Genomic DNA, 25,851 nt, shown 5'->3' with positions numbered 1-25,851 from the left:
CGGGTATGGGATTATCGACCACTGCCGGAGGCTTGTCGTTGTCGCAAGTGCGCCCCGCCGGTATCCGTCCGAGTGTGAAATGTAATCGGCTGGCTTCATTCACCCCGCTCCCGCTTGTTCGGATTGACCTTCCGCCGTGTCGCGCACCTACGGTTGGTCTGTTCGTGATCTCAAATGCCTTTATTCGTAAATCTCTGTGCGTGGTCCCGGTGGCGATGCGGCACGGCTGTGCCTTCGGCTGAACCGTCCAATTGACCTCGTATTGGCGTAGAAACCCTGTTTCCCAACATGATTGGGTAATGTGCAGCTGATCGGCGTGGCTCGTGACGCCCGGTGGTCGTCATCTGGATCGTGCGGAGATACCGCCGATGGTGCCGCCGGCGAGTCGCACGACTGATCCGTCGAAAATGAAAACCCCGAACGAATCCAGATTGAAACCGTATACCCCACCGTTCCGCAGAATTGTGCCAGTTCCGATCGCGCAGCCAGGAAATATCTCAAATATTTGTAGAAATTATCCTATGAATCATTCTCGACCAAGTAGGATGAACGTCTGTTTCGACACGGAACTGGCATTTGTGAATTGAATTCGCGTCCTTGGCTTAAATAGCAGGAATTCCTGATCCATGGGTATATTGTGCAATTGCCATGACATTGCCATGACATTGCCATGACATTGCCATGACATTGCCATGACATTGCCATGACATTGCCATGATTTGCTATGAGAGTGTCTGGAGGCGGTGGGATGTGCCTGCGGTCGCTGAACCGGCTGGCGCCGACGGGCGAGGCGGTAGTCATCTGTAGCCGGTTCCGCCCCGCAGCTGAGGGTGTTCTGCACGTCGGCACCGTGTCCGCTTCGGGTACTTTGCGCTGAATTCCCTGCGATAGCAGGAACTTTTGCGGAGCTCGCCGACGTCGGTGTGACAGGATCGAGCGCGGTCGTCGCGGCCTCTTCCACTGAACCGAAGATCGAAACGCCCGCCTTCGGCGCAGGTTTGAGGGTTTGGTGTGTCTAGACTGAGCGCGAATGCTGTTGGATAGCTGATCGTAGGTGGACCTGGACGCTGGGCTTGTGTGTCCAAAAGTCCTGCTTTTCAGATTGAAGATGTTGGAAAACATCGGCAAATGAGAGGTGGGTGGTCGCCGTGCAAGGCCGGTCAGCGCTCGGTTTCGATTCGGGGCGCAGACGGAGCGAGTCACACGCGGTACATGATCGGCGCGTTCGGAAGCAGGGGTCCGAGCCGCTTCGATGTAGACGAAATGCATATAACGGCAATGTCGGACACGGGCAGGGCGGCGCAGTTCCGCCGCGCCCAGTGCCTCCGAGTCTGAGTGAGGGGTCATAGATGAATCTGAAGTCAGCCGGAACCTCCGACCGCGATCTGGGTCTGATTCCGCTCTCGAGGGCGCAGTACGGCATGTGGTTCGCGGACAACATGCCCGGCGGACCGGCTGTCAACATCGCACATTACGTCGAGATCGAAGGCCCGGTAGACCTCGATGCATTCAGTCGGGCGGTGAACGAGGCCGGGCATGAGACCGAGTCTCTGGTGGTACGGGTGGTCGAGTCCGAAGGTCGCCCATATCAATTCGTCGACCGCAGCATCGTCTACGACGAGTCTGTGCTGGATGTCAGTGATGAGGACGATCCGTTCGCGGCGGCGATGGAATGGATGCGCCGCGATTACAACACCAAGGCTGTCGATCTCAGCCGTGACCGGCTCACCGCGATGCGGCTCATCCGGCTCGCCGAGAACCGGTATCTCTGGTACGGCCGTGCCCATCATCTCGTGATCGACGGTTACGGCGCGTTCAATGTCGTGTCCCGGATGGCCGAGCATTACAACGCGATCGTCGAGAACAGGCCGCCTGCGCCGTTGGTGGCGGCCGGGTTGCGCGACGTCATCGAAGTGGAGCACGCTTATCGCGCCAGCTCCCGGTTCGAAACCGACAAAGCACACTGGCTCGACAAGGTCGCCGATCTTCCGACGCCGGTGAGTTTGTCCGGCCGCACGGCGCGGTGGAGCAAAGTCGACCGCGTGGCGGGCCGACAGCTTCCGTCGCAGTTGTCCGAGTTGCTCGATGGCTTTGCCGACGAGCTGAAAGCGTCGTCCGCGCAGGTGGTGATCTCCGCGTTCGCCGCGTTCCTCGCCCGGATGACACGTGCGGACGATGTGGTGTTGTCGATGCCGGTGAGCGGGCGAGTGACGAAGCGCCTGCGCAATGCGGCCGCGATGTTGGCGAACATGGTGCCGATCCGATTCGCGGTGCATGCGACGACCACCGTGGAGGAGTTGGTCCGCGCGTCGGTCTCCGAACTCGTCTCGGCGATGCGGCACCAGCTCTACCGGTTCGAGGATCTGCGCCGCGAGTCGAACGCGCTGGACGCGGCGGCGAACTCGTTCGGCCCGATCGTCAACATCTTGTTCTTCGACTCCGAGATCCGCCTCGGGTCAGCCGTCGGCCGGTACCGCGCACTGACCTCGGGGGCGCTCGACGATCTGCAGCTGAACCTGTACCGCTCCGGTGCCGATGCGCCGCTGCTCATCGAACTGCACGGCAACGCGAACCTGTACGGCCAGGATGAACTGGAGTCGCACGCAGACCGGTTCCTCGAGTTCCTGCAGCGGATGATGGAGTCGCCCAGAGACACCCCCATCGTCGACATCCAGATCCTCGACCCTGCCGAGGAGCTGCGAATCGTCGGGGAACTCGCGGGCCACGAGGGCGAATCGCCCTCCGAGACACTGGTGGATCTGCTCACGCGACAGGCAGCGGCTACTCCGTCCGCGGTAGCCGTCACGTCGGGCGCGACCACCCTCACCTACCGCCAGCTGGACGAGCGGTCCAACCGGTTCGCGCGCAGGCTCATCGCCCTCGGCGCGGGGCCGGAATCACTGGTGGCCATCGCGATGCCACGGGATGCCGATCTGATCGTCGTCGTGCTGGCCGTGCTGAAGTCGGGCGCAGGGTATCTGCCGTTGGACGCGGCGCATCCGGCAGAGCGGCTCGAATACGTCCTGAACGATGCCGATCCGGTCGTTGTCGTGACGAACCAGAGCATGCGTGAGCACGTGCCGGGCGATCCACGCCGGGTGGTGCTGTTCGACGACGTACCCGCTGCCGACCGCGAGGATGCCTCGGGTCCGATCACCGATGCCGATCGGACCGGCCCGCTGGGTTCCGACAACCTCGCCTACGTCATCTACACGTCGGGATCGACCGGTCGACCGAAGGGCGTGTCGATAACCCATCGCGCTGTCGCCAGCTACCTGGTGAACGCGTGTGCCGAGATCGGAGTCCGATCCGACGACGTCTGGACGTTCTTCCATTCGATCGCGTTCGACTACTCGGTATGGGAAATATTCGGCGCGTTGGTCACTGGTGGCCGTGTCGTCGTCGTGGACAGCCTCACGACGCGTTCGCCGGACGACCTCGTGCGCCTCGTGGCACGCGAGAAGGTGACCCACTTCAACCAGACGCCCACGGCATTCAATCAATTCGCCGCCGCACAACAGCGGTACGTGCAGGCAGGCGAGCCCGACGGCGAACTCGTCCTTCGCCTGGTCTACATCTCGGGCGAAGCTCTCAACCCGGCGGCATTGGCGGACTGGTACGAGCGCAACCCGAACCTGCCCATGCTGGCCAACAGTTACGGGATCACCGAAACCACGGTCATCCTCACCTACCTCGGCCTGACACCGGACATCGCCGTGCCGGGTGCGCCGAGCACGATCGGCCCGCCGTTGCCGGGTGTGCGGATATATGTCCTCGACGAGCAGTTGCGCCCGGTTCCGCTGGGGGCCTGGGGCGAGATCTATGTCGCGGGAGACCAACTCGCCCGCGGCTATCTCAACCGACCTGCGTTGACCGCGGGGCGCTTCGTCGCCGACCCGTTCGGAAAGCCGGGCGAACGCCTCTATCGCAGCGGCGATGTCGCACGATGGAATCACAACGGCGAGCTGGAATACCGTGGCCGCGCCGACCAGCAGGTGCAGCTGCGCGGGTTCCGCATCGAATTGGGCGAGATCCGCACCGCGCTGTTGACCCACAGCGCTGTCTCGGCGGCGGTCGTCGTCGTGCATCTGCCCGGCACGGAGGCGGCACGGCTTGTCGGATACGTCGTGCCTGCCGGCGACATGGCCTGTGCCGCCGATTCCCTTCGCGCCCACGTCGGAACACTGCTGCCGGAATACATGGTGCCGGCGAGCATTGTCGTGTTGTCGGCGTTGCCGCTGACAGTCAACGGCAAAGTGGACCTCCGTGCGCTGCCGGAACCGGTGTTCGATTCGGCCGCGGCGTATGTAGCGCCCCGCACGGTCGTCGAGGAGTCGATCGCCGACGTCTTCGCCGAGGTTCTGGGTACGGAGCGGGTAGGTGTGCTGGACAGCTTCTTCGAACTGGGCGGCAATTCGCTCACCGCGACCAGTGCCGCCGTGCGCATCGCCGAGGTGACCCGATGCGACGTGTCGGTCCGCGATCTGTTCGGTAAACCGACCGTCGCCGAACTCGCCGCGCATATCGAAGGCGCGCACCGCCCCGGCCGGCCCGCGCTGCGGGCGGCACGGCGGGTCGAGCCTCTGCCGTTGTCGCCCGCGCAGAACAGGATGTGGTTGGTCAATCAGGCCGATCCGGCGTCCGCCGCGTACAATATCCCGCTGATTGTGCAGCTGACCGGACGTCTGAACACCGCGGCGCTGCGTGCGTCCCTGACGGACGTGATCGATCGGCACGAATCGCTGCGCACCTTCTATCCTGCCGTGGATGGGGAAGGGACACAGGTCATTCTGCCGGCCGAACAGGTCGTCGCCGAACTCGATCTGACCCCGAAGCCGACCGACAGCGACGACATCGCGAACCGGATTCGCGAGCTGGCGTCGATCGGAGCCGACGTGCGCGAGCGTCCGCCGATCCGGGTCGCGGTGCTTGCGACAGCCGATCGCCTGCGTCATGTACTGGTCGTTGTCCTGCACCATATCTGCTGCGATGGATCGTCTCTTCGACCACTCGCGGCCGATGTCGCGGCGGCCTATGCGGCGAGGTCAGAGGGAAAGACGCCAGACTGGCAACCGCTGACGGTACAGTACGCCGACTACAGCATCTGGCATCGCAGCCTGCTCGGCGACGAGAACGATCCGGACTCGCTGGCGTCACGCCAGTTGCGTTATTGGGCAGAGCAACTGGCGGGGATGCCGCCGGTGCTGGAACTTCCGGCCGACCGTCCGCGTCCTGCCCGCCAGTCCATGCGCGGCGACGTCGCGGACACCGTGATCACTGCCGAGACGTTCGCCGGGATCGAGCGATTGGCCCGCGCGACGCATGTGACGACTTTCATGGTGGTCCACGCCGCGCTGGCTGTTCTGCTTGCCCGCCTGTCGAGTTCGTCGGACATCACCATCGGGACGCCGGTCGCGGGGCGGGGCGAACGCGCGCTCGAGCCGCTCATCGGCATGTTCGTCAACACTGTCCCACTGCGCACCGAGGTGCGCTTCGACGAATCGTTCACCGCATTCCTGGCGCGGGTCAAAGATATCGATGCCGATGCCTTCGCCTCCAGCGATCTGCCGTATGAGCGCGTCGTCGAGGAACTCGATCCGAGGCGGTCCATGGCGTACGCGCCGCTGTGCCAGGTGTACCTCGCCTTCGAGAACATGGACCGCGCGAGCTTGGAGCTGCCCGAACTCACGGTCGAGATCCTGGATCCGGGGGCCGAACCGGCGAAGGTGGACATCATCGTCACCGTCGCCGAAAACGCCGCCGCCGGCGGCGATGTCGCACTGCGGATCAACTATGCGACGGATCTGTTCGACCGGGGGACGGTCGAGGAGCTTGCCGCCCGATTGAACCGGATCCTCGCGGTGTTCGTGGCGAACCCACAGGTACCGGTGGGCGGTGCCGATTTGTTGTCGGTGGGTGAGCGGCTGGGGTTGGTGCCTGCGTCTGGTGGTGCGGGGGAGGGGCCGCGGGTACTCCCGGAGTTGTTGTCGGTGGGGGATCCGGGGGCGGCGGCCGTGGTGTCGGGTGCGCAGGTGGTGTCGTACGGGGAGTTGGATGCTTGGTCGAATCGTGTTGCGCGGGTGCTGATCGAGCGGGGTGTCGGCCCAGGTGATCAGGTCGCGCTGGCAATGGCGCGGTCGGTGGAGTTCGTGGTCGGATTGTGGGCGGTAACCAAGGCGGGCGCCGCATTCGTGCCGGTCGATCCTCGGAATCCGGCCGAGCGGGTCGCGCATATGATCACCGACGCCGATGCACGGGTCGCGATCACGGTCGAAGCATCGCGGAACCTGCTTCCTGACCAGGTCCAGCAGTTGGTTCTCGACGACCTGGACACCGAGGGCTTTATCGCGGCGCGGTCCTCGGCGGTGGTGACGGATGCGGACCGGGTGCGGGCGTGCCATGTCTCGGACACGGCGTATGTGGTGTACACGTCGGGGTCCACCGGCACCCCCAAGGGTGTTGCGGTCACGCACGAGGGGTTGGCGAACTTCGCGGCCGAGCAGCGTGAGCGCTACCGGGTCGAGAGTTCTTCACGGGTGTTGCAGTTGGCGGCCCCTGGCTTCGACGCGGTGGTATTGGAGTTGCTGCTGGCCCATGCGAACGGTGCCGCGTTGGTCGTGTCGCCGCCGGAGGTGTTCGCCGGCGCGGAGTTGGCGGAGCTGATTCGCACACAGCGGGTGTCGCATGCGTTCGTGACGCCGAGTGTATTGGCGACGATGTCGCCTGCCGGATTGGATTCATTGCAGGTGCTGGTAGCCGGTGGGGAAGCGGTGTCGCCGGAGACCGTGGCGGTGTGGGGGCCGGAACGTCGATTGTTCAACGGATACGGGCCGACCGAAACCACGATCATGGTCGCGATCAGCGACCCGCTGCGCGTCGGGGACCCGGTCACCATCGGTGGTCCGATCCGCGGTATCGAGGCTGTCGTGTTGGATGCCCGGCTGCGACCGGTCCCGGTCGGGGTGGCGGGGGAGCTTTGCTTCTCCGGTACGCAACTGGCCCGCGGATACCTCAACCAACCCGCCGCCACCGCCGCCACGTTCGTCGCCAATCCTTATGGTCCTGCGGGTACCCGTATGTACCGCACCGGTGACCTGGCTCGCTGGACCCCCGATCACACCCTGGAATACCTCGGGCGCACCGACTTCCAAGTGAAAATCCGGGGTCAACGCATCGAGCTCGGCGAAATAGAAGCCGTCCTCGCCGGTCACCCCGATGTGTCGGCAGCGGTGGCGGTGGGCGTAGCGACGGACGGCGGATCGAGACTGGCCGCCTACGTGGTGCCCGTGAACGGCGCCATCGACAACGCGGAGCTGTTGAACTACGCCGCGCAACGCTTGCCGTCGCACATGGTCCCGGACACGGTGATCGTGCTCGACACGCTGCCGCTGTCGTCGGTGGGCAAGGTCGACCGTGCGGCGTTGCCGGAACCGGTGTTCGCCGTCACCACCACCGAGTTCGTCGCGCCGCGTGACGTGGCCGAGCAGGTCGTCGCTGATATCTACGCGGGGGTTCTGGGAATCGAGCGAGTCGGCATCCTCGACAGCTTCTTCGATCTCGGCGGCAACTCGCTGTCTGCTACTCGGGTCGCGGCGCGACTGAGCGCCGCCTTCGGCGTCGAAGTTCCTTTGCGCGCGGTATTCGAGGCGCCGACCATCGCGGTGTTGGCGGAGAATCTTCGGACCGCCGACGCGGTAGAACGGGAACCTCTTGTGCCGCAGGAGCGCCCGGACCGAATCCCGCTGTCGCCCGCGCAGGCGCGCATGTGGTTCCTCAATCAGTTCGACACCAGCTCGCCGGTGTACAACGTTCCGCTGGTCGTACGCATGTCGGGAAATCTCGAGGTGGCCGCCATGTACGCGGCAATCACCGATGTGCTCGACCGACATGAATCACTCCGGACCGTCTACCCGGACAGCGACACCGGACCGCACCAAATGATCGTCCCGGTGCAAGCCGCCTTGCCGCGGTTGGCCCCGGTCGCCGTCGCGGAGAGCGGCGTCGAGGCGCGCATCGCCGCCGAAGTGGCGGTCGGATTCGACGTCATCTCCGAGGTTCCGTGTCGGATTACGTTGCTGAGCAGCGCGCCCGACGAACACACCTTGATTCTCGTGGTTCATCACATCAGCATCGACGGGTCGTCGCTCGCACCGCTCGCCGCGGACCTGATGGCCGCGTACCAGGCCCGCGCTCGGCAGCGGGCACCGCAGTGGGCGCCGTTGCCGGTGCAATACGCGGATTACGCGTTGTGGCAGCGAAAGTTGCTGGGCGCGGAGGACGACCCGCACAGCCCGACCGTCGCCCAGACCGGATATTGGCTGGCGGCTCTCGCCGACCTGCCCGAAGTGCTCGATCTGCCCACCGACCGCCCGCGGCCGGTGAAGCAGTCGTTCCGCGGCGCGACCGTGTCGGCGGCACTGCCTGCCGATCTCCACCGTGACGTGGTCGCGCTGGCCCGGCGCCACGACGCGACAGTCTTCATGGTGACGCACGCGGCATTCGCGGTCCTGCTCGCGCGGCTGTCGGGAACCGGTGACATCGCGGTCGGCACGCCGATCGCGGGTCGCGGTGAGCCCGGGCTCGATGGCCTGATCGGCATGTTCGTCAACACGCTGGTCCTGAGGTCGCGGATCGAGCCAGGCGCCTGCTTCCTCAGTGTTCTGGATCAAGTCCGGGCCGCTGATCTGGCCGCGTTCGAGAACGCCGACATCCCGTTCGAGCGCCTCGTCGAGGTGCTGAATCCGCCGCGCACTACCGCACACGCACCGTTGACGCAGGTGGGATTCTCGTTCCAGAACATCGAGATCCCCACGGTCGAGTTCGACGGCCTGACGGTTTCGGCCCACATGGCCGACCCGAGCGTGGCCAAATACGACCTGCATCTGAATCTCGTCGATGCCACCGAGCCGGGCGGTGAACCAGGCGACATGGCAGTCGAATTCAGTTACGCGACAGACCTGTTCGACGAGTCCACGATCACGTCGATGTTCGACCGCTACCTGCTGCTGCTGCGCGCGGCCGTTGCTGATCCCGCACGCGCCATCGGTGACATGGACCTGCTGACCGCACGCGAGGCGCGCGAGCTTACGGCGCGATCGACAGGAGTGACGACCCAGACGTCGACCTCGACGATCGCGGACTTGTTCGCCGCGCAGGCAGCGGCGACGCCGGAGAACACGGCCGTGCTCGACGCGGAGAACGGAGACCGGCACAGTTACCGCGAGTTCGCGGCGCGGGTGAATTCGCTGGCCCGGGTGTTGATCGGACGTGGAGTCGGCCCGGAATCCGTTGTGGCGGTGGCGATGCGGCGCTCCGTCGATCTGTTGACGACGCTGTACGCGATCCATGCCGCGGGCGCGGCCTACCTGCCACTGGATCCGGACCATCCAGTCGATCGAGTGCGTGCCGTCCTCACTGCCGCACGGCCGACTGCGGTCGTCACTCGCCTGGTCGACATGGCAAACCTGCCCGACGACGTGCCGGTGTGGGTGCTCGAGGAGCTCGACGCGGGGCACGCGGATTCGTCGATGGTGACGGATGCCGATCGGAGTCGGCCGCTGAATCCGAATGACCTGGCCTACGTCATCTACACCTCCGGCTCGACAGGTGTGCCGAAGGGGGTGGCGATGCCGCACGCCGGCGTGGTGAATCAACTCCGGTGGATGCGCGATCACTACCGGCTCGCCGGCGACGACATCATGATGTTGCGGACACCGGTCACATTCGACCTTTCGGTCTGGGAACTGTTCTCCGCGTTGACATGTGGTGCATCGTTGGTTGTCGCGGGCTCCGACGCGCACAGCGATCCGAGCGCCGTCGCCCGGCTGATGGCCGAGTATCGAGTGACGACAGTCGATTTCGTGCCGTCGTTGCTTTCGGCATTCCTCGAGGTCGCCGACCGTCGAGAGTTCCCGAACCTTCGGCGTGTGATGTGCATCGGCGAGGCGCTCCCCGCCGACACGGTCCGCCGGTTCCGGGATCTCAGCGATGCGCGCATCGACAACCTCTATGGGCCGACCGAGGCCGCGGTGAGCGTGACCGCACACCGAATCGACGCGCTCGACGGCATCGCGGTACCGATCGGCGTCCCTGAGGCGAACGTGGTCGTCTATGTGTTGGATTCGCGGCTGCACCCTGTTCCCATCGGAGTGACCGGTGAGTTGTATCTGGGGGGTGTCCAGCTGGCCCGCGGATACCACGAACATCCCGGTCTGACGGCGGCGACGTTCGTCGCCGATCCCTTCGGCGGCGCGGCCGGTTCTCGCCTGTATCGCACGGGTGACCTGGTTCGCTGGGACGAGGACGGAAGCCTGCGATATGTCGGCCGCGCCGACTCGCAGGTGAAGGTTCGCGGCCTGCGGATCGAACTCGGCGACATCGAAGCCGCGTTGCTCGCACACGAGCAGGTGAGCGCGGCCGTCGCGCAGGTGCACACCGATCGCGGCGAGCAGCGCTTGATCGCCTACGTGGTGGCCGAAGAGGCGCTCGATGCCAAGCAGGTCCGTGGCTTTCTGCTGGAACGACTGCCTGCGTATATGGTGCCGTCACCGGTGGTCCGGATCGACTCGATCCCGCTCACGGCGAACGGCAAGGTCGACTACAGAGCTTTGCCCGTGCCGGATCCGAGCACCCACGAGTCGGAGTATCGAGCGCCGCAGGGGCTCGTCGAGCAGACCATCGCCGGGGTTTTCGGCGAGCTTTTCGGCCTGCCCGAGATCGGCGCGGACGATAACTTCTTCGACTTGGGCGGCAATTCGCTCATCGCGACTCGCGCTCTGAGCCGCGTCGGCGATATCGTCGACGTGTCCATACCGGTGCGAGTGATATTCGAGGCCCCCACCGTTGCCGATCTGGCCGAGCGAATCTCGCAGCTGCGTGCGGTGCCGAGTCTTCCCGCGCCGACTCGGAATCCGCGGCCGGATCACCTTCCGCTGTCGCAGGCACAGACCCGGATGTGGTTCCTCAACCAGTTCGATCCTGATTCGGCCGGATACGTTGTGCCGCTCGCGATTCGGCTCGACGGTGTCCTCGACATCGATGCGCTGGCAGCGGCCGTCGGTGATGTCATCGAGCGGCACGAGAGCTTGCGCACCGTATATCCGGCAGTTGACGGGACGCCCACGCAGGTCGTGCTGGACTCGGCCGACGTCGTCGCGACATGCGATCTCACGCCGCAGCCGATCGGTGAGCGCGAGCTGTCACGCCGGTTGGCCGAATTCACGAGCGTCGGATTCGATGTGTCGAAGGGCGTGCCACTGCGCATAGCGCTGTATCAGCTGTCGGACACGACCTGGACAGTGGCGTTGGCCGTGCATCACATCAGTTGCGATGGCTATTCGGTGGCGCCGCTGGCCGCCGATATCGTGGCGGCCTATCAGGCGCGGTCCAGCGGGAACCCGCCGGACTGGGCGCCGCTGCCGGTGCAATTCGCCGATTACGCTCTCTGGCAGCGTGCGGTGCTCGGCTCGGTGGAGGACCCGGATTCGCACGTGGCCCGCGACATCGCCTACTGGCGAACCCAGCTCGCGGGTATACCCGATCTGCTCGAGCTGCCGACCGATCGGCCGCGGCCGATCGAGCAGACCCAATGCGGCGCGGTACTGCACGTCACTATCCCAGGTGAGCTGCAGGGACGGGTGGAGTCGCTGGCGCGTCGAGCCGGCTCGACGACATTCATGGTGGTGCACACAGCGCTGGCACTGTTGCTGTCGAGGCTGTCCGGCAGCGACGACATCACCATCGGTGTGCCCCATGCGGGACGCGGCGACAGATCGCTCGACAACCTCGTCGGGATGTTCGTCAACACCTTGGTGATGCGCACCAGGATCACGCTCGATCAGACGTTCATGAGCTTGCTGAATGAGGTGCGGCGCACCGACATCGAGGCATTCGACCATGCCACCGTCCCGTTCGAGCAGTTGGTCGATGCGCTGAATCCCGCGCGGTCGACAGCGCACACGCCGCTGTTCCAGGTAATGCTCGCGTACCAGAACATGGCGCAGGCTCGCGTCGAACTTCCGGGTCTCACCGTTGAGAACGTGGACCCGGGTGACAGTGCCGCGATCTGCGACCTGCTGCTCATGATGACGGAGGGACACGGCACGCACAACGAGCCGACCGGCATGACGCTGCGCCTGACATATGCCACGGACCTGTTCGACGAGGACTCCGTGCGGCGTTTCGCCGATCAATTCGTTCGCGTCCTCGACGCCGCCGCGACCGATGCCGATTCGGCCGTCGGTGAGCTCGAGTTGCTCGATCCCGCAGAGCGGCATCAGGTGCTCGAGCGGTGGAACGACACCGCAGGCCCCGCCGCAGAAGGCCGGACCCTTGTCGACGCCTTCGACGAGCAGGTCGCGCGCACCCCGGACGGTCCAGCGATTCGCCTTCCGGACGGCAGCACGCTGACCTACCGGGACTTCGACTCCCGCGTCAATCGTCTGGCCCGGTGGCTCATCGCGCGCGGTGCGGGGCCGGACACCGTGGTGGCGGTGGCTATCCGGCGGTCGGCCGAGCTCATCACGACGCTGTACGCGGTAGTGAAGGCAGGCGCCGCCTTCCTTCCGATCGACCCGGATCATCCGAGCGTTCGGATCGCCCGCGTGCTGAGCGCGGCGCGGCCGCTGGTGGTACTCACGACATCCGCGGACGGCGACGAACTGCCAGGTGGATTCGAGTCCGTTCGGATCGATCGACTGGACGTGACGGCTTTGTCCGATGCCCCGATCGCGGATGCGGAACGGAGGACACCGCTTCGGCCCGACAACGTCGCCTACGTCCTGTTCACCTCAGGCTCCACCGGCGTCCCCAAGGGGGTCGCGCTGACCCATTCCGCGACCGTGAGTCAGTTGGCCTGGGCACAGCAGCAATGGCCGCACGGCGCGTCCGACGCGGTGCTGTACAAGACTCCGATCACGTTCGACATCGCCGTGTGGGAGTTGTTCTGGCCACTGCAGACCGGTGCGCACATCGTCGTCGCCGAACCCGACGGACACCGCGACCCGGCGTACATGGCAGGCGTCATCGCAAGTCATGAGGTCACCACGGTGCACTTCGTCCCGTCGATGCTCGATGTTCTCCTCGAATCCACCGGTGGTGCACAGCTGCCGTCGATCCGGCGGGTATTCGTCGCGGGTGAGGCACTGGCGCAGCGCACTGTCGATGCCGCGGCGCGCGTGTTCGGGAATGCGGATCTGGTCAACTGGTACGGCCCTGCGGAGGCGGAGGTCGTGACAGCTCAGCGGTGCCTGACGGGTATAGCAACCCCTGCGACCGTCCCGATCGGTGCACCGGTGTCCGGCATGAAGGTCTACGTGCTGGACTCGCGGCTGCGTCCGTCGCCGGTCGGTGTCGTCGGCGAACTGTACGTGTCGGGTGTCCAGCTGGCGCGCGGTTATCACGCGCGCGCGGACCTCACGTGCGGTGCCTTTGTCGCGCACCCGTTCGGTGCGCAGGGCGAACGGCTGTATCGCACCGGTGACCTGGTCCGGTGGACGAAAACCGGGGAGCTGGAGTTCGTAGGCCGCAGTGACTTCCAGGTCAAGGTGCGTGGTCAGCGAGTGGAACCGGGTGACGTCGAAGCGGCGCTGTACGCGGTTGCGCACGTCGCGCGTGCTGTGGCTGTCGTGACGGCGGAACGAATCGTCGGATATGTGACGCTTGTACCGGGCGCGATGACCGATGGCCGCGCGATTCGCGACCAGCTCACTCGCTCGCTGCCGTCGTACCTGGTTCCGGTCGGCGTGCAGGTGCTCGACTCGATGCCGCTCACCGCGAACGGCAAGCTCGATCGAGCCGCGTTGCCGCAGCCGGTGTTCGATGACGGCAAGGAATTCGTGTCGCCTCGCACCGATCGCGAAGTGGCACTCGCGAATGTGGTTGCCGAGATCACGGGCGCCGATCGGGTGAGCGTGACGGCGAACGTCTTCGAGATCGGTGTCAACTCGCTCTCCGCCGCGCAGATCGCGGCGCGGGCCGAGGCAGCTCTCGGTGTCGAGGTCGGCATCCGTGACATTTTCGACGAGCCGACAATTGCCGGATTGGCCGAACGGATCGCGATGCGAACCCGTTCTACGGTGAATCCGCTGGCGCCGCGTCCACGCCCCGCAGCTGTCCCGTTGGCGGCGGCTCAACGCCGGATGTGGTTCCTCAACCAGTTCGACACCGCCTCGGCGGCATACAACATCTGTTTCGCGGCCCGGTTGACCGGCCCGCTGGACGTCGATGCGTTGCGCGCGGCGTTCCTTGACGTTGTGACCCGGCACGAACCATTGCGGACGGTATATCCCACTGTCGACGGAGAACCGTGTCAGGTAGTGCAGGATGGTGCGGCGATAGCGGCGGACCTGGTATTGGCTCCAGAGCCGGTCGTCGATGAGACCGAGCTGGCCGACCGGATCCGGAATGCCGTCGGGGCAGGTTTCGATATCGCGAAATCAGCGCCTGTGCGGGCGCGGCTGTATCAGACCGGCGCCAACGACCATGTGCTGGTGCTCGTGGTGCACCACATCGCGGCGGACGGCTCGTCGATGGCGCCGCTCGCCCGCGATGTGTTCGCCGCGTACCGGGCGCGTGCGAATGGTCGAGCGCCGCAGTGGGAGCCGCTGGAAGTCCAGTATGCGGACTACTCGATGTGGCAGCAGGAGATGCTCGGTTCGGAAGACGATCCGACGTCGGTGACCGCGCGGCAGATCGCGTACTGGAGCGAGGTGCTCGGCGATTCCCCGGAACTGCTCGGCATGCCGACCGATCGGCCCCGGCCCGCCACGATGTCGATGGCCGGCGGCAGCGTTCGCTTCGGCATGCCGGCGCGGCTGCACGACGACATCGTGCGGCTGGCACACCGTTCGGGCGTCACTGTGTTCGTCGTGCTGCACGCGGCGTTGGCCATCCTGTTGGCTCGCACCGCGCACAGCGAGGACGTCTCGGTCGGAACTCCCGTCGCCGGTCGCGGCAGGCGGGAGCTGGACGATTTGGTCGGAATGTTCGTCAACACAGTGGTGTTGCGCACGCAGGTCCGCGACGACCGGTCGTTCGCGGAACTCTTGGCGGAGGTGCGCGGCGTCGATCTGGAGGCGCTCGCACACGCGGATGTGCCCTATGAACGGCTGGTCGACGTTCTCGGTCGTCCGCGATCGACGGCGTATTCGCCGCTGTTTCAGGTGATGTTCGGGTTGCAGAACACGCGCGCGGCGCGGTTCGAGCTGCCCGGTGTCGGTGTCGAACTCCTCGACCCCGGCATCGCGCAAGCCAAGACCGACCTCACCGTGTTGGTGACTGAACGCCTGGAGGGCGATCTGCCCGCCGGAATCGACGGCGAGATCATCTACGCCACAGATCTGTTCGTCGAATCGACGGCCGAATCGCTCGCGGAGCGGTTTATCCGCGTCCTCGAAGCGGTCACGTCCGATCCGACCCGGCCGGTAGGGGACATTGCGCTGCTGAGTGCCGAGGAGGCCGAACGCCTGCTTCCCGCACGCGGCGGCGACACCACGCGTCCGTGTCTGCTTCCCGATCTGCTGGCGTCGGCCGTAGCAGCAGACCCCTCCGCGGTTGCCCTGATCGGGGACACCGAGACCATCACGTACGGCGAGCTCGACCGTCGGGCCAACCAGCTTGCCCGTCACCTGATCGCCGGGGATGTCGGTCCGGGAGCGTTTGTCGCGCTGGCCGTGCCGCGGTCGGTCGACTATCACGTCGCCATGTGGGCGATAGCGAAGACCGGCGCCACGTTCGTCCCGGTGGATCTGCGGTATCCCCCGGACCGGATCGCGCACATGGTGAACGATTCCGGTGTCGAAGTCGGGATCACGCTCGCGGCCGCCTGTACGTCGCTGCCGGGCGGTGTCCGATGGCTTGTGCTCGACGACCCGCGCTCGGCAGCCGGGACCGCGGCGCATTCCGACGGCGCGGTCACGGATGCGGATCGCCCACGCGCACTGCAGATTCAGGATGCGGCGTATGTGGTGTATACGTCCGGATCGACGGGAGCACCGAAGGGGGTCGTGGTCACGCACGAAGGGTTGGCGGGTTTCGCGGCCGAGCAGCGTGATCGTTATCGGGTGGACCGCACATCGCGAGTGCTGCAAGTAGCAGCGCCCGCCTTCGACGCGGTCCTGCTCGAGGCGTTGATGGCGCACGCGGCCTGCGCGTCGTTGGTGGTGTCGCCACCGGACGTGTTCGGTGGCCAGGAACTGGCCGAGTTGATCCGGACGCATCGGGTGTCGCATGCGTTCCTGACACCGAGTGTGTTGGCCACGATGTCGCCGGCCGACCTCGAATCGGTGCGGATGCTGGCAGTGGGCGGCGAGATGGTGGCTCCGGATCTGGTTGCGGCCTGGGCACCGGGCCGACGGTTGCACAATATCTACGGTCCGACGGAGACGACGATCGTGATCACGATGAGTGATCCGGTCCAGGCCACCGACGTGATCACGATCGGCGGTCCGATCCGTGGTGCGGAGGCTATGGTCCTGGACGGCCGGTTGCGGCCGGTGCCGGTCGGAACTCCGGGCGAACTGCACCTGTCGGGTGCCCAGTTGGCGCGCGGATATCTGAATCGGCCTGCGACGACCGCAGGTGCGTTCGTAGCGAATCCATACGGCGGTCCGGGTTCGCGGATGTACCGCACCGGCGACATCGTCCGCTGGACCGCGGAGCGCACGCTCGAATACATCGGTCGCATCGATTTCCAGGTCAAGATTCGTGGCCAGCGGATCGAACTCGGCGAGATCGACGCCGCGCTGCTCGCGCATCCGAGGGTGGCCACCGCTGTGACCGTGAGTCGCAGCGGACCGGGCGGGCAACCTGTGCTCGCCGCGTACATCGTGCCGGAGCTCGGAACGGTCGTCGAACCGAGCGCCGTACTCGATCATGTGGCTGCCGTATTGCCCACGCACATGGTGCCCTCGACAATCACGGTGCTCGACCGCATGCCGCTGTCCTCGACCGGCAAAGTGGATCGAAAAGCGCTGCCGGAACCTGTCTTCGAGACGGCCGGAGACGACGTGGTCGCGCCGGCGACCGACCGGGAACGCATCATCGCCACCGTCTTCGCGGACGTACTCGGATTAACGTCGGTCGGCGCGACCACCTCGTTCTTCGCGCTCGGCGGTGATTCCATCATGTCGATCCAGTTGGCCTCCCGACTGAAGTCCGCAGGTGTCATCGTGACTGCTCGGGACATCTTCGAGCGCAAGACCGTTCGCGGGCTGGCGCGAGTGGCCGAAGCCGCTGAACGGGTGTCGCTCGAGGAGCTGCCCGGGGGTGGTGTGGGCGAAATCCCGTTGACGCCGATCGTGTCCTTCTTCACCGATCGACTCGGGGCCGCCGATCGGTTCGCCCAGTCGATGCTGGTGCGCTTGCCGCGCGACGTGCGAGCCGAGGACGTGACCGCGACTGTGCAGGCGATGCTCGAACGGCATGACATGCTGCGCTCGAGGCTGCGTGAACGGCGGCTGCACGTGCTGCCCGAAAGCGCCGCCGATGCCGCGGGTTCGGTGTCGACCCGCACATTCCGTGCGGACGAGGTTCCAGGCAGCGACGGTTTCACCGCCGTGGTGGAAGCGGCATTGGCCGGGGCATCCGACCGTCTCGATCCGGCCGAGGGCCGGATGCTGCAGGTCGTGTGTCTGCTGCCCGAATCGGGTGTCGATGCCGATGCCCGTGCCCTCATCGTGATCCATCACCTGGCTGTCGACGGGGTGTCGTGGCGGATCCTGATCCCCGACTTCGTGGCCGCCTGGCAGCAGATCACGCAGGGGCGGCCGGTGGAGTTGCCCGCGCAGGGCACATCCATGCGCCGGTGGGCGCACGCGTTGGCCGCCGCCGCCGCAGGTCGCGCGGGCGAGTTCCAGCTGTGGCATCGGATGAGTGCGGCCGCCGATCCGCTGTTCGGCCGTGCGGTGCTGGATCCAGCCGTCGACACCCAGTCGACTGTGCGGCATCTGGCGGTGTCCATCCCGACGGAGGTGACCTCGGCGTTGCTCGCCGCGGTGCCCGACGCTGTTCGCGGCAGCGTCGACGATGCGCTGCTGGCCGGTCTCGCCGTGGCGGTGACGCGCTGGCGCAGGCGGCGCGGCGTCGCACATGCGGGCATGAAAGTCCTGCTGGAGGGCCATGGCCGGGAGGAGCAGATTGCCGAGGGAGCAGACATCTCACGCACTGTGGGGTGGTTCACCAGCGCGTATCCGGTTGCGCTCGACCTGAGCGGAATCGAGGACGCGGATCTGCGCGCGGCAGTGAAGTCTGTGAAAGACCAGTTGCGCGACATCCCAGACAAGGGAATCGGTTACGGCCTGTTGCGTTATCTGAACACCGAGACGGCCGACCGGCTCGCAGCGTCTCCGGAGCCGCAGATCAGTTTCAACAATCTCGGCCGCGTCGGCGTCGATCTGACGACACTGTCGGACGTCGCGTGGATTCCGGCCGACGAGCAGTTCGACCGGCGGGCCGCATTCGATCCGGAAATGCCTGCGGCAGCCGCCGTCACGATCGACGTGAATATCGTGGACGCCGAGGCCGGACCTCAGCTGTCGGCGCACGTGGGCTACGCCTCGCGGTTGCTCGACCATGATGACGTGGCCGAACTCGTGGGTGAATGGGTGGACGCCGTGACCGGGATCGCCACAGCGGCCCGCGGGAACGATGACTGGGGACTTTCCCGAGCAGATGTTCCGCTCGTCCATGTCACCCAGCCCGACCTGGACGCGTTCGCCGACCGGTACGGACCGCTGACCGACGTATGGTCGCTGGCGCCGCTCCAGGCGGGGCTGCTGTTCCACGCCGAACTCGCCGCAGGCGAACTCGACGTATACACGGCACAATCGGTACTCGCCCTGGCCGGCGAAGTCGACGAGAGCCGGCTCGAACGTTCTGCGACAGCCTTGCTCGGGCGGCATCTCAACCTGCGCGCCGCCTTCACCCGTACGGCCGACGGCGTTCCAGCGCAGATTGTTCCCGCCGACACCGCCGTGCGCTGGCGCAGCGTCGATCTGAGCGACAGCCCGATGGAACTGGACGAGCTGATCGTGGCAGAGCGGGCGGTCACATTCGATCCCGCCGATCCGCCGCTGTTGCGATTCCTGATCGTTGCTGTAGCGCCGCAAGACTTCCGGCTGGTGTTGACGGCACACCACCTCTTGCTGGACGGCTGGTCATTGCCTTTGCTGTGGCGTGAGCTGATCGGCCTGTACGCGGTGGACACCAAGGCGGATCTGTTGCCGGCTGTGGCGTCCTACCGCGATTACCTGGATTGGCTGGATCGGCGCGAGTGGTCCACCGGCATCGAAGCCTGGCGAGACGTGCTGCGCGATTTCACCGAACCCACGCTGGTCGCCGACTCGCGCACGGAGACGACGGTAGACATACCGATCGATCTCGCGATCGTTCTCGATCGCGCCGGCACGGCCGAGTTGGTGGAGTTCGCTCGGGCACAAGCGGTGACGATGGCGACGATTGTGCAGTTCGCCTGGGCGGTGGTCCTGGGGAACCTGCTCGGCGTCGAACGCGTGGTGTTCGGTAGCACGGTCTCCGGGCGTCCGGCCGAGCTGCCGGGCGTGGAGTCCATGATCGGCCTGTTCATCAACACGGTTCCGATCGGCGTGAACGTGTGCCGGGACTGGACCATCGAGGACGCGCTGAACCGATTGCAGGCGGACAACACCCGTCTGCTCGACCATCACTACGTCGAACTGTCACAGATCATGTCGGCCGTGGGCGCTGGACAGTTGTTCGACACACTGGTCGTCTTCGAGTCGTATCCGGTCGACAGCAGCGGCCTCGGCGACGCCGACATCGACGGTATGCGGGTGGTCTCGGCGGAAGGAAGTGACGCCGCGCATTACCCGATCACCGTTCAGGCGCACCAGACCGACGAGTTGCACGTCCGAATCCGCTACCAGCAGTCCCGTATCGATGCTGTGACGGCGTCCGGTCTTGCCGCCCGCGTCGAAACCGTCCTGCGCGCTATCACGATCGATCCGCGAGTGCGGCTCGGTGCGGTCGATCTGTTGTCGGCTGATGAGCAGTGTGAATTGGTGCCGGCCTCGGGTGGTAGCGCCGAGGCGCCGCGAGTGCTGCCGGAGTTGCTGTCTGCCGGCGTGGATGTGAACCCTGCTGCGGTGGCATTGGTTTCGGGTGAGCGCACGGTGTCCTACGCCGAGTTGGACGAGTGGTCGAACCGGGTGGCGCGCGAGTTGATCGGTTGGGGTGTGGGCCCGGGAGATCAGGTCGCGTTGGCGATGGCGCGTTCGGTGGAGTTCGTGGTCGGGGTGTGGGCCGTGGCCAAGGCGGGCGCTGGGTTGGTGCCGGTCGATCCTCGGAACCCGGCCGAGCGGGTCGCGCACATGGTCGTGGACTCCGATGTGCGGGTAGCGATCACGGTCGACGCATGGCGGAACCTGCTTCCTGACCGGGTCCGGCTGATGGTTCTCGATGATCCGTACGCCGAGGCGTCGATCGCATCGCGATCGGCGGAGGTGGTTACCGATCCGGATCGCGTGCGTGCGCTGGATGTTCAGGATGCCGCGTACGTGATCTACACCTCGGGGTCGACGGGGACGCCGAAGGGCGTGGTGGTCCCGCACGAGGGATTGGCCAATTTCGCGGCCGAGCAGCGTGACCGTTTCCGGCTGGACAGTGGGTCGCGGGTGCTGCAGGTCGCGGCTCCGGGATTCGACGTGATGGTTCTCGAGGTGCTGTGGGCCCACACGAATGGTGCATCGTTGGTGGTGCCGCCGGCGGAGGTGTTCGCCGGCGTGGAGCTGGCGGAGTTGATTCGCACGCATCAGATATCGCACGCGTTCGTGACACCGAGTGTGTTGGCGACGATGTCACCTGCCGGATTGGATTCGCTGCAGGTGCTGGTTGCCGGTGGGGAGGCGGTATCGGCCGAGACGGTCGAGGAGTGGGCACCGGGGCGGCGGTTGTTCAATGGGTATGGGCCGACCGAGACCACGATCTTGGTCGGAATCAGTGACCCGTTGCGCGTCGGCGACCCGGTCACCATCGGTGGTCCGATCCGTGGTGTCGAGGCTGTTGTGCTGGATGCGTGGTTGCGGCCGGTGCCGGTCGGGGTGGTCGGGGAGTTGTACGTCGCGGGTGTGCAGTTGGCACGTGGATATGTGAACCGGCCTGTGGCAACGGCGGTGGCGTTCGTGGCGAATCCGTTCGGTGCGGTGGGCTCGCGGATGTACCGCACCGGTGACCTGGCACGCTGGACCGCCGATCACACCCTCGAATACCTCGGCCGCACCGACTTCCAAGTCAAAATTCGCGGTCAACGGATCGAACTCGGCGAAATCGAGACGGTTCTCGCCGGACACCCCGGAGTAGAGCACGCGGTCGTCGTGTTGCGGAAGGACGAGCGCGGCATCGACCGGCTCGTCGGCTACCTCGTCAGCGACGAGGATGTGGATCCGAGCGACGTCAGAGTTACCGCACGGTTGCGGTTGCCCGGCCACATGGTGCCCGACGCGTTCATGGTTCTCGCCGAACTCCCGCTCACCACGACCGGCAAGCTCAACCGCTTGGCGCTTCCCACGCCGGAATTCTCGGACGGTCGGGAGTGGATCGCCCCCCGCGACGATACCGAGCGGCGCGTCGCGGAAGTGTTCGGGAACGTCTTGGGCATCGAAAGAATAGGAGCAACGGACAGCTTCTTCGACCTCGGTGGCAATTCGCTGTCGGCAACTCGGGCAACTGCCCAGTTGGGCACGGCACTCGAAGTGAGCATCGGCGTCCGGGACCTGTTCGAAGCGTCGACTGTCGCCGAGCTCGCCGCGCGTCTGGCCACTTTCGATCGGAGCGTTCGGGTACCGCTGACACCGCGAATTCGGCCTGCTCTTGTGCCGCTTTCGCCTGCACAGCAGCGGATGTGGTTCCTCAATCAGTTCGACACCTCGGTCGGTGCGTACAACATCCCGCTGGTGATTCGGCTCAGGGGCGAGCTCGATATCGACGCGCTGCGGCAGGCGTGCGAACTGGTCATCGACCGGCACGAGTCGCTTCGCACCAAGTTCCCGATGACCGACGGAACGCCTCATCAAGTCGTGGTGCCTGTCGAAGAGGTCGCACCCGTACTGACTCCGGTCGAGGTTGACGAAGAGCATGTCATGGAGCGGGCCATTGCCGCGGTCTCGGCGAGCTTCGATGTGACACAGGCGCCTCCGTTGTGTGTCGAGGTGTTCGCCCTCGGTGCCCGTGATCACGTTTTGGTGATCACTGTGCATCACATCTGCGCCGACGGACAGTCGATGATGCCGCTGGCGCGGGACGTGGCAGCGGCCTACCAGGCGAGTAAGGAAGGGACAGAGCCGATGTGGCCTGTCCTTCCGGTCCAGTACGCGGACTACTCGTTGTGGCAGCGCGAGGTGCTCGGCGATGAGCGCGATCCCGACTCGGTAATGTCCCGACAGTTGCGATTCTGGAAGGACACGCTCGGCGGGCTGGCCGAGTTGCTCGAGTTGCCGACCGACCTGCCCCGACCGCCGGTCGCGTCCATGCGCGGCGCTGCGGTCGAGTTCGAGATCCCCGCCCGGTTGCGGGCGCGAATGGACGCGGTCGCGCGCGAGGCGAACGCGACGGTGTTCATGGTCCTGCATGCCGCGTTGACCGTCCTGCTGTCCAGGCTGGCAGGCGTCGACGACGTCGCGGTGGGCACACCGGTGGCCGGCCGCGGGGAACGTGAACTCGACGATCTGATCGGCATGTTCGTCAATACGGTCGTGTTGCGGTCGCGGGTACAGTCGCAGCAGCCGTTCGTCGAATTGCTCGCCGCGACGCGTGAGACGGACCTGGCCGCGTTCGCACATGCGGATGTGCCCTTCGAGCAGATCGTCGAGGCACTGAATCCGCCACGATCCACCGCGCATCTTCCGGTGTATCAGGTGATTCTCGACGTCCAGAATCTGAGCAAAGCCGCGTTGGAGCTGCCGGGGCTCACCGTCGAGCCCGTCGAGAACGGTTTCGACCAGGCGCAGGCGGACCTGAGCGTGAAGCTTGTCGAAAGGTTCACCGAGCAGGGGCGTCCGGCCGGCATGGTGGGGCGACTGACCTTTGCGACCGACCTCTTCGTCGAGGAGACGATTAGTCGGTTCGCGCATGCGTACGTGCGGATCCTGGCGGAGGTGACCGCGAATCCGCAAGTCGTGGTCGGCGATATCGAGATCGTGGATCCGGTGCAGCGGGGCGAATTGCTGGACGCGGCCGGGGACGTCGGCGTCGCGGTCACGGACGCGACGCTCGCGGAGCTGTTCGCCGCCCGCGCGGTCGCACGGCCGAATGCGGTTGCGGTGACTCATGGCAATTCGCAGCTGACCTACGCGGAGCTGGATCAGCGCTCCGCCGTGGTGGCCGCTCGACTGACCGAGCACGGCGTGGGACCGGAGTCGCTGGTGGCAGTGGCCTTGCCGCGGTCGATCGAGCTGATCGTGGGCCTGCTCGGAGTGCTGCGAGCAGGCGCGGGTTATCTGCCGCTGGATGTGGCGTATCCGCAGGAGCGATTGCGGTTCATGCTCGACGACGCAGGTCCGGCAGCCGTGTTGACGTCGGCAGACATGCTGTCCTCGGTACCGGAGTACGCGGCGCCGGTGGTGCTCGTCGACGATTGCGTGGACGCCGTCGCAAGTGGTTCCGGCCCGGTGGTGTCGGGCGTGCGGCCGGACAACGTCGCCTACGTGATCTACACCTCCGGGTCCACGGGCCGCCCCAAGGGGGTGGCGGTGAGCCATCGGGAAGTGGTCACATTGTTCACCAACGCGGCCGAGCGATTCGACGTAGGCCCCGATGACGTGTGGACGATGTTCCATTCGTACGCCTTCGATTTCACGGTCTGGGAAATCTGGGGTGCATTGCTGTCCGGCGGCAGGCTGGTCGTTGTCGATTACGACACGTCGAGGTCGCCGGAGGCATTGGTGGACGTCGTGGCGCGGGAGCGCGTGACGGTGTTGAGCCAGACCCCGTCGGCGTTCTACGGGTTCGCCGAAGCGGAGCGGGTGTATCGGGAATCCGATTGCCTCGCTGGTGATCTCGCCTTGCGATATGTCGTTTTCGGTGGGGAAGCGTTGGATGCGTCGCGGTTGACCGGCTGGTTCGCGGCGCACGAGCCGAAATCGCCGCGATTGGTGAACATGTACGGGATCACCGAGACGACTGTGCATGTGACATTCTGCGAGGTCGGTGCGGCGGGCGTGGCCGGGATCGGATCGCCGCTGCCGGGATTGCGGGTGTATGTGCTCGACGACCGGCTGCATCCGGTGCCGATCGGCGTCGATGGGGAAATCTATGTGGCAGGTGGCCAACTCTCGCGTGGGTACCTGGGAGCTCCGGCGTTGACGGCGGGCCGATTCGTGGCGAACCCGTTCGATCCGGATGGGGTCCGGTTGTATCGGTCGGGGGATGTCGGTCGGTGGCGGAAGACCGCGACCGGGCTGGAGTTGATGTACGTCGGCCGGGCCGACGCGCAGGTGCAGTTGCGCGGTTTTCGGATCGAGATGGGCGAGGTGGAGTCGGCGCTGCTCCGGCATCCGCTCGTGACGCGGGCGGCGGTGGCAGTGCATCGTCACGATCGTGGCGTGGATCAGCTGATCGGTTATGTCGTGGGCGTCGACGGTCAGCAGATCGATCCGGGCGAGGTCCGGGAGACCGCTGCTCGGGTGTTGACGAGCTACATGGTGCCGTCGGCGATCATGGTCTTGCCTGAACTGCCGTTGACGGTCAACGGCAAGCTCGACCGAAAGGCATTGCCTGCTCCCGATTTCGACGTACCGGCGAATGAGTTCGTCGCGCCGCGGACCCATACGGAGAAAGTGATCAGCGAGGTTTACGCGCAGGTCCTGGGAGTCCGGCGGGTCGGAGCATCGGACGGGTTCTTCGACTTGGGCGGCAATTCGCTGCTGGCCACGATGGTGGTGACCGAGCTCCGTGCTCGCGGTGTGACGATCGCATTGCCGTGGATGTTCGACGATGCGACGCCGAAGGCGTTGGCGGTCAGAGCCGACGACGCGGAGGGCGGCTCCGGTCTGCAGGTGCTGCTTCCGCTGCGTGCGAGCGGCCCGAAGCCCGCCGTATTCGGCGTGCACCCCGCGGGCGGGTTGGCGTGGTCCTACGGTGGCGTGGTCGAACATCTGCACAAAGACCGACCGATCTATGGCCTGCAGGATCCGCATGTGGTAGCGGGGGGACCACCTGCGGATTCCGTGGACGAACTGGCCGAACGCTATGTGGCCGAGATTCGCCGAGCACAGCCGAGCGGCCCGTATCACCTGCTCGGATGGTCGTTGGGCGGTGCGATCGCGCATGCCATGGCGGTACGACTCCAGCGCGATGGTGAGCAGATCGGCATGCTGGCGATGCTGGACAGCGCCGCCGGTTCAGAGGAGGAACTGGCCGCGTCGACGATCACCACCGAGGACGAGGCCGCACCGGGACAGCTGATGGCCGACCTGCTCGGCGGCTGGCGGGAACTGTTCGACCTCGGCGACGAGGTAACGGCGGCCACCCCCGAGCAAGCATGGGCCGTCATTCGTGAGCAGGTGACCGGAACCGGGATGTTCACCGCCGACCAGGCTGATCGGGTGATGAAGAGCTTCGAGACCGCGAGCGAAATCGCGCACGATTACCGGCCGGAAGTCTTCGACGGAGACCTGGTTTTCTTCACCGCAGGAAAAGACCGCGTAGACCACGATGCTGTGGCACAGACGTGGAGACCTTACATCGCGGGCGACATCCACAACACGATCGTCGACGCACGTCACCTCGAGATGACCCACCCGTACGCACTGTCCGTCGTCTGCCCGATCCTCGAAAGGTTCATGAACGAATGCTGACAACTCTCCGGCAAGTCCGGCTCGA

Annotated in this window: 1 protein-coding gene; it reads left to right on the top strand. The window is 65.7% G+C overall.

Going from position 1 to position 25,851, the window contains the following annotated elements; all coding sequences use genetic code 11:
* The first annotated feature begins 1,349 nt into the window (after positions 1-1,349).
* The gene (locus tag OHB12_RS09205) at positions 1,350-25,826 is read left to right on the top strand and encodes a non-ribosomal peptide synthetase (RefSeq protein ID WP_327118039.1); all 24,477 of its coding nucleotides are present in this window, start codon (positions 1,350-1,352) and stop codon (positions 25,824-25,826) included.
* Positions 25,827-25,851 lie beyond the last annotated feature (25 nt).

Source organism: Nocardia sp. NBC_01730, from assembly GCF_035920445.1.
Taxonomy (GTDB): domain Bacteria; phylum Actinomycetota; class Actinomycetes; order Mycobacteriales; family Mycobacteriaceae; genus Nocardia.
This window is presented reverse-complemented; position numbering and strand designations above follow the sequence as displayed.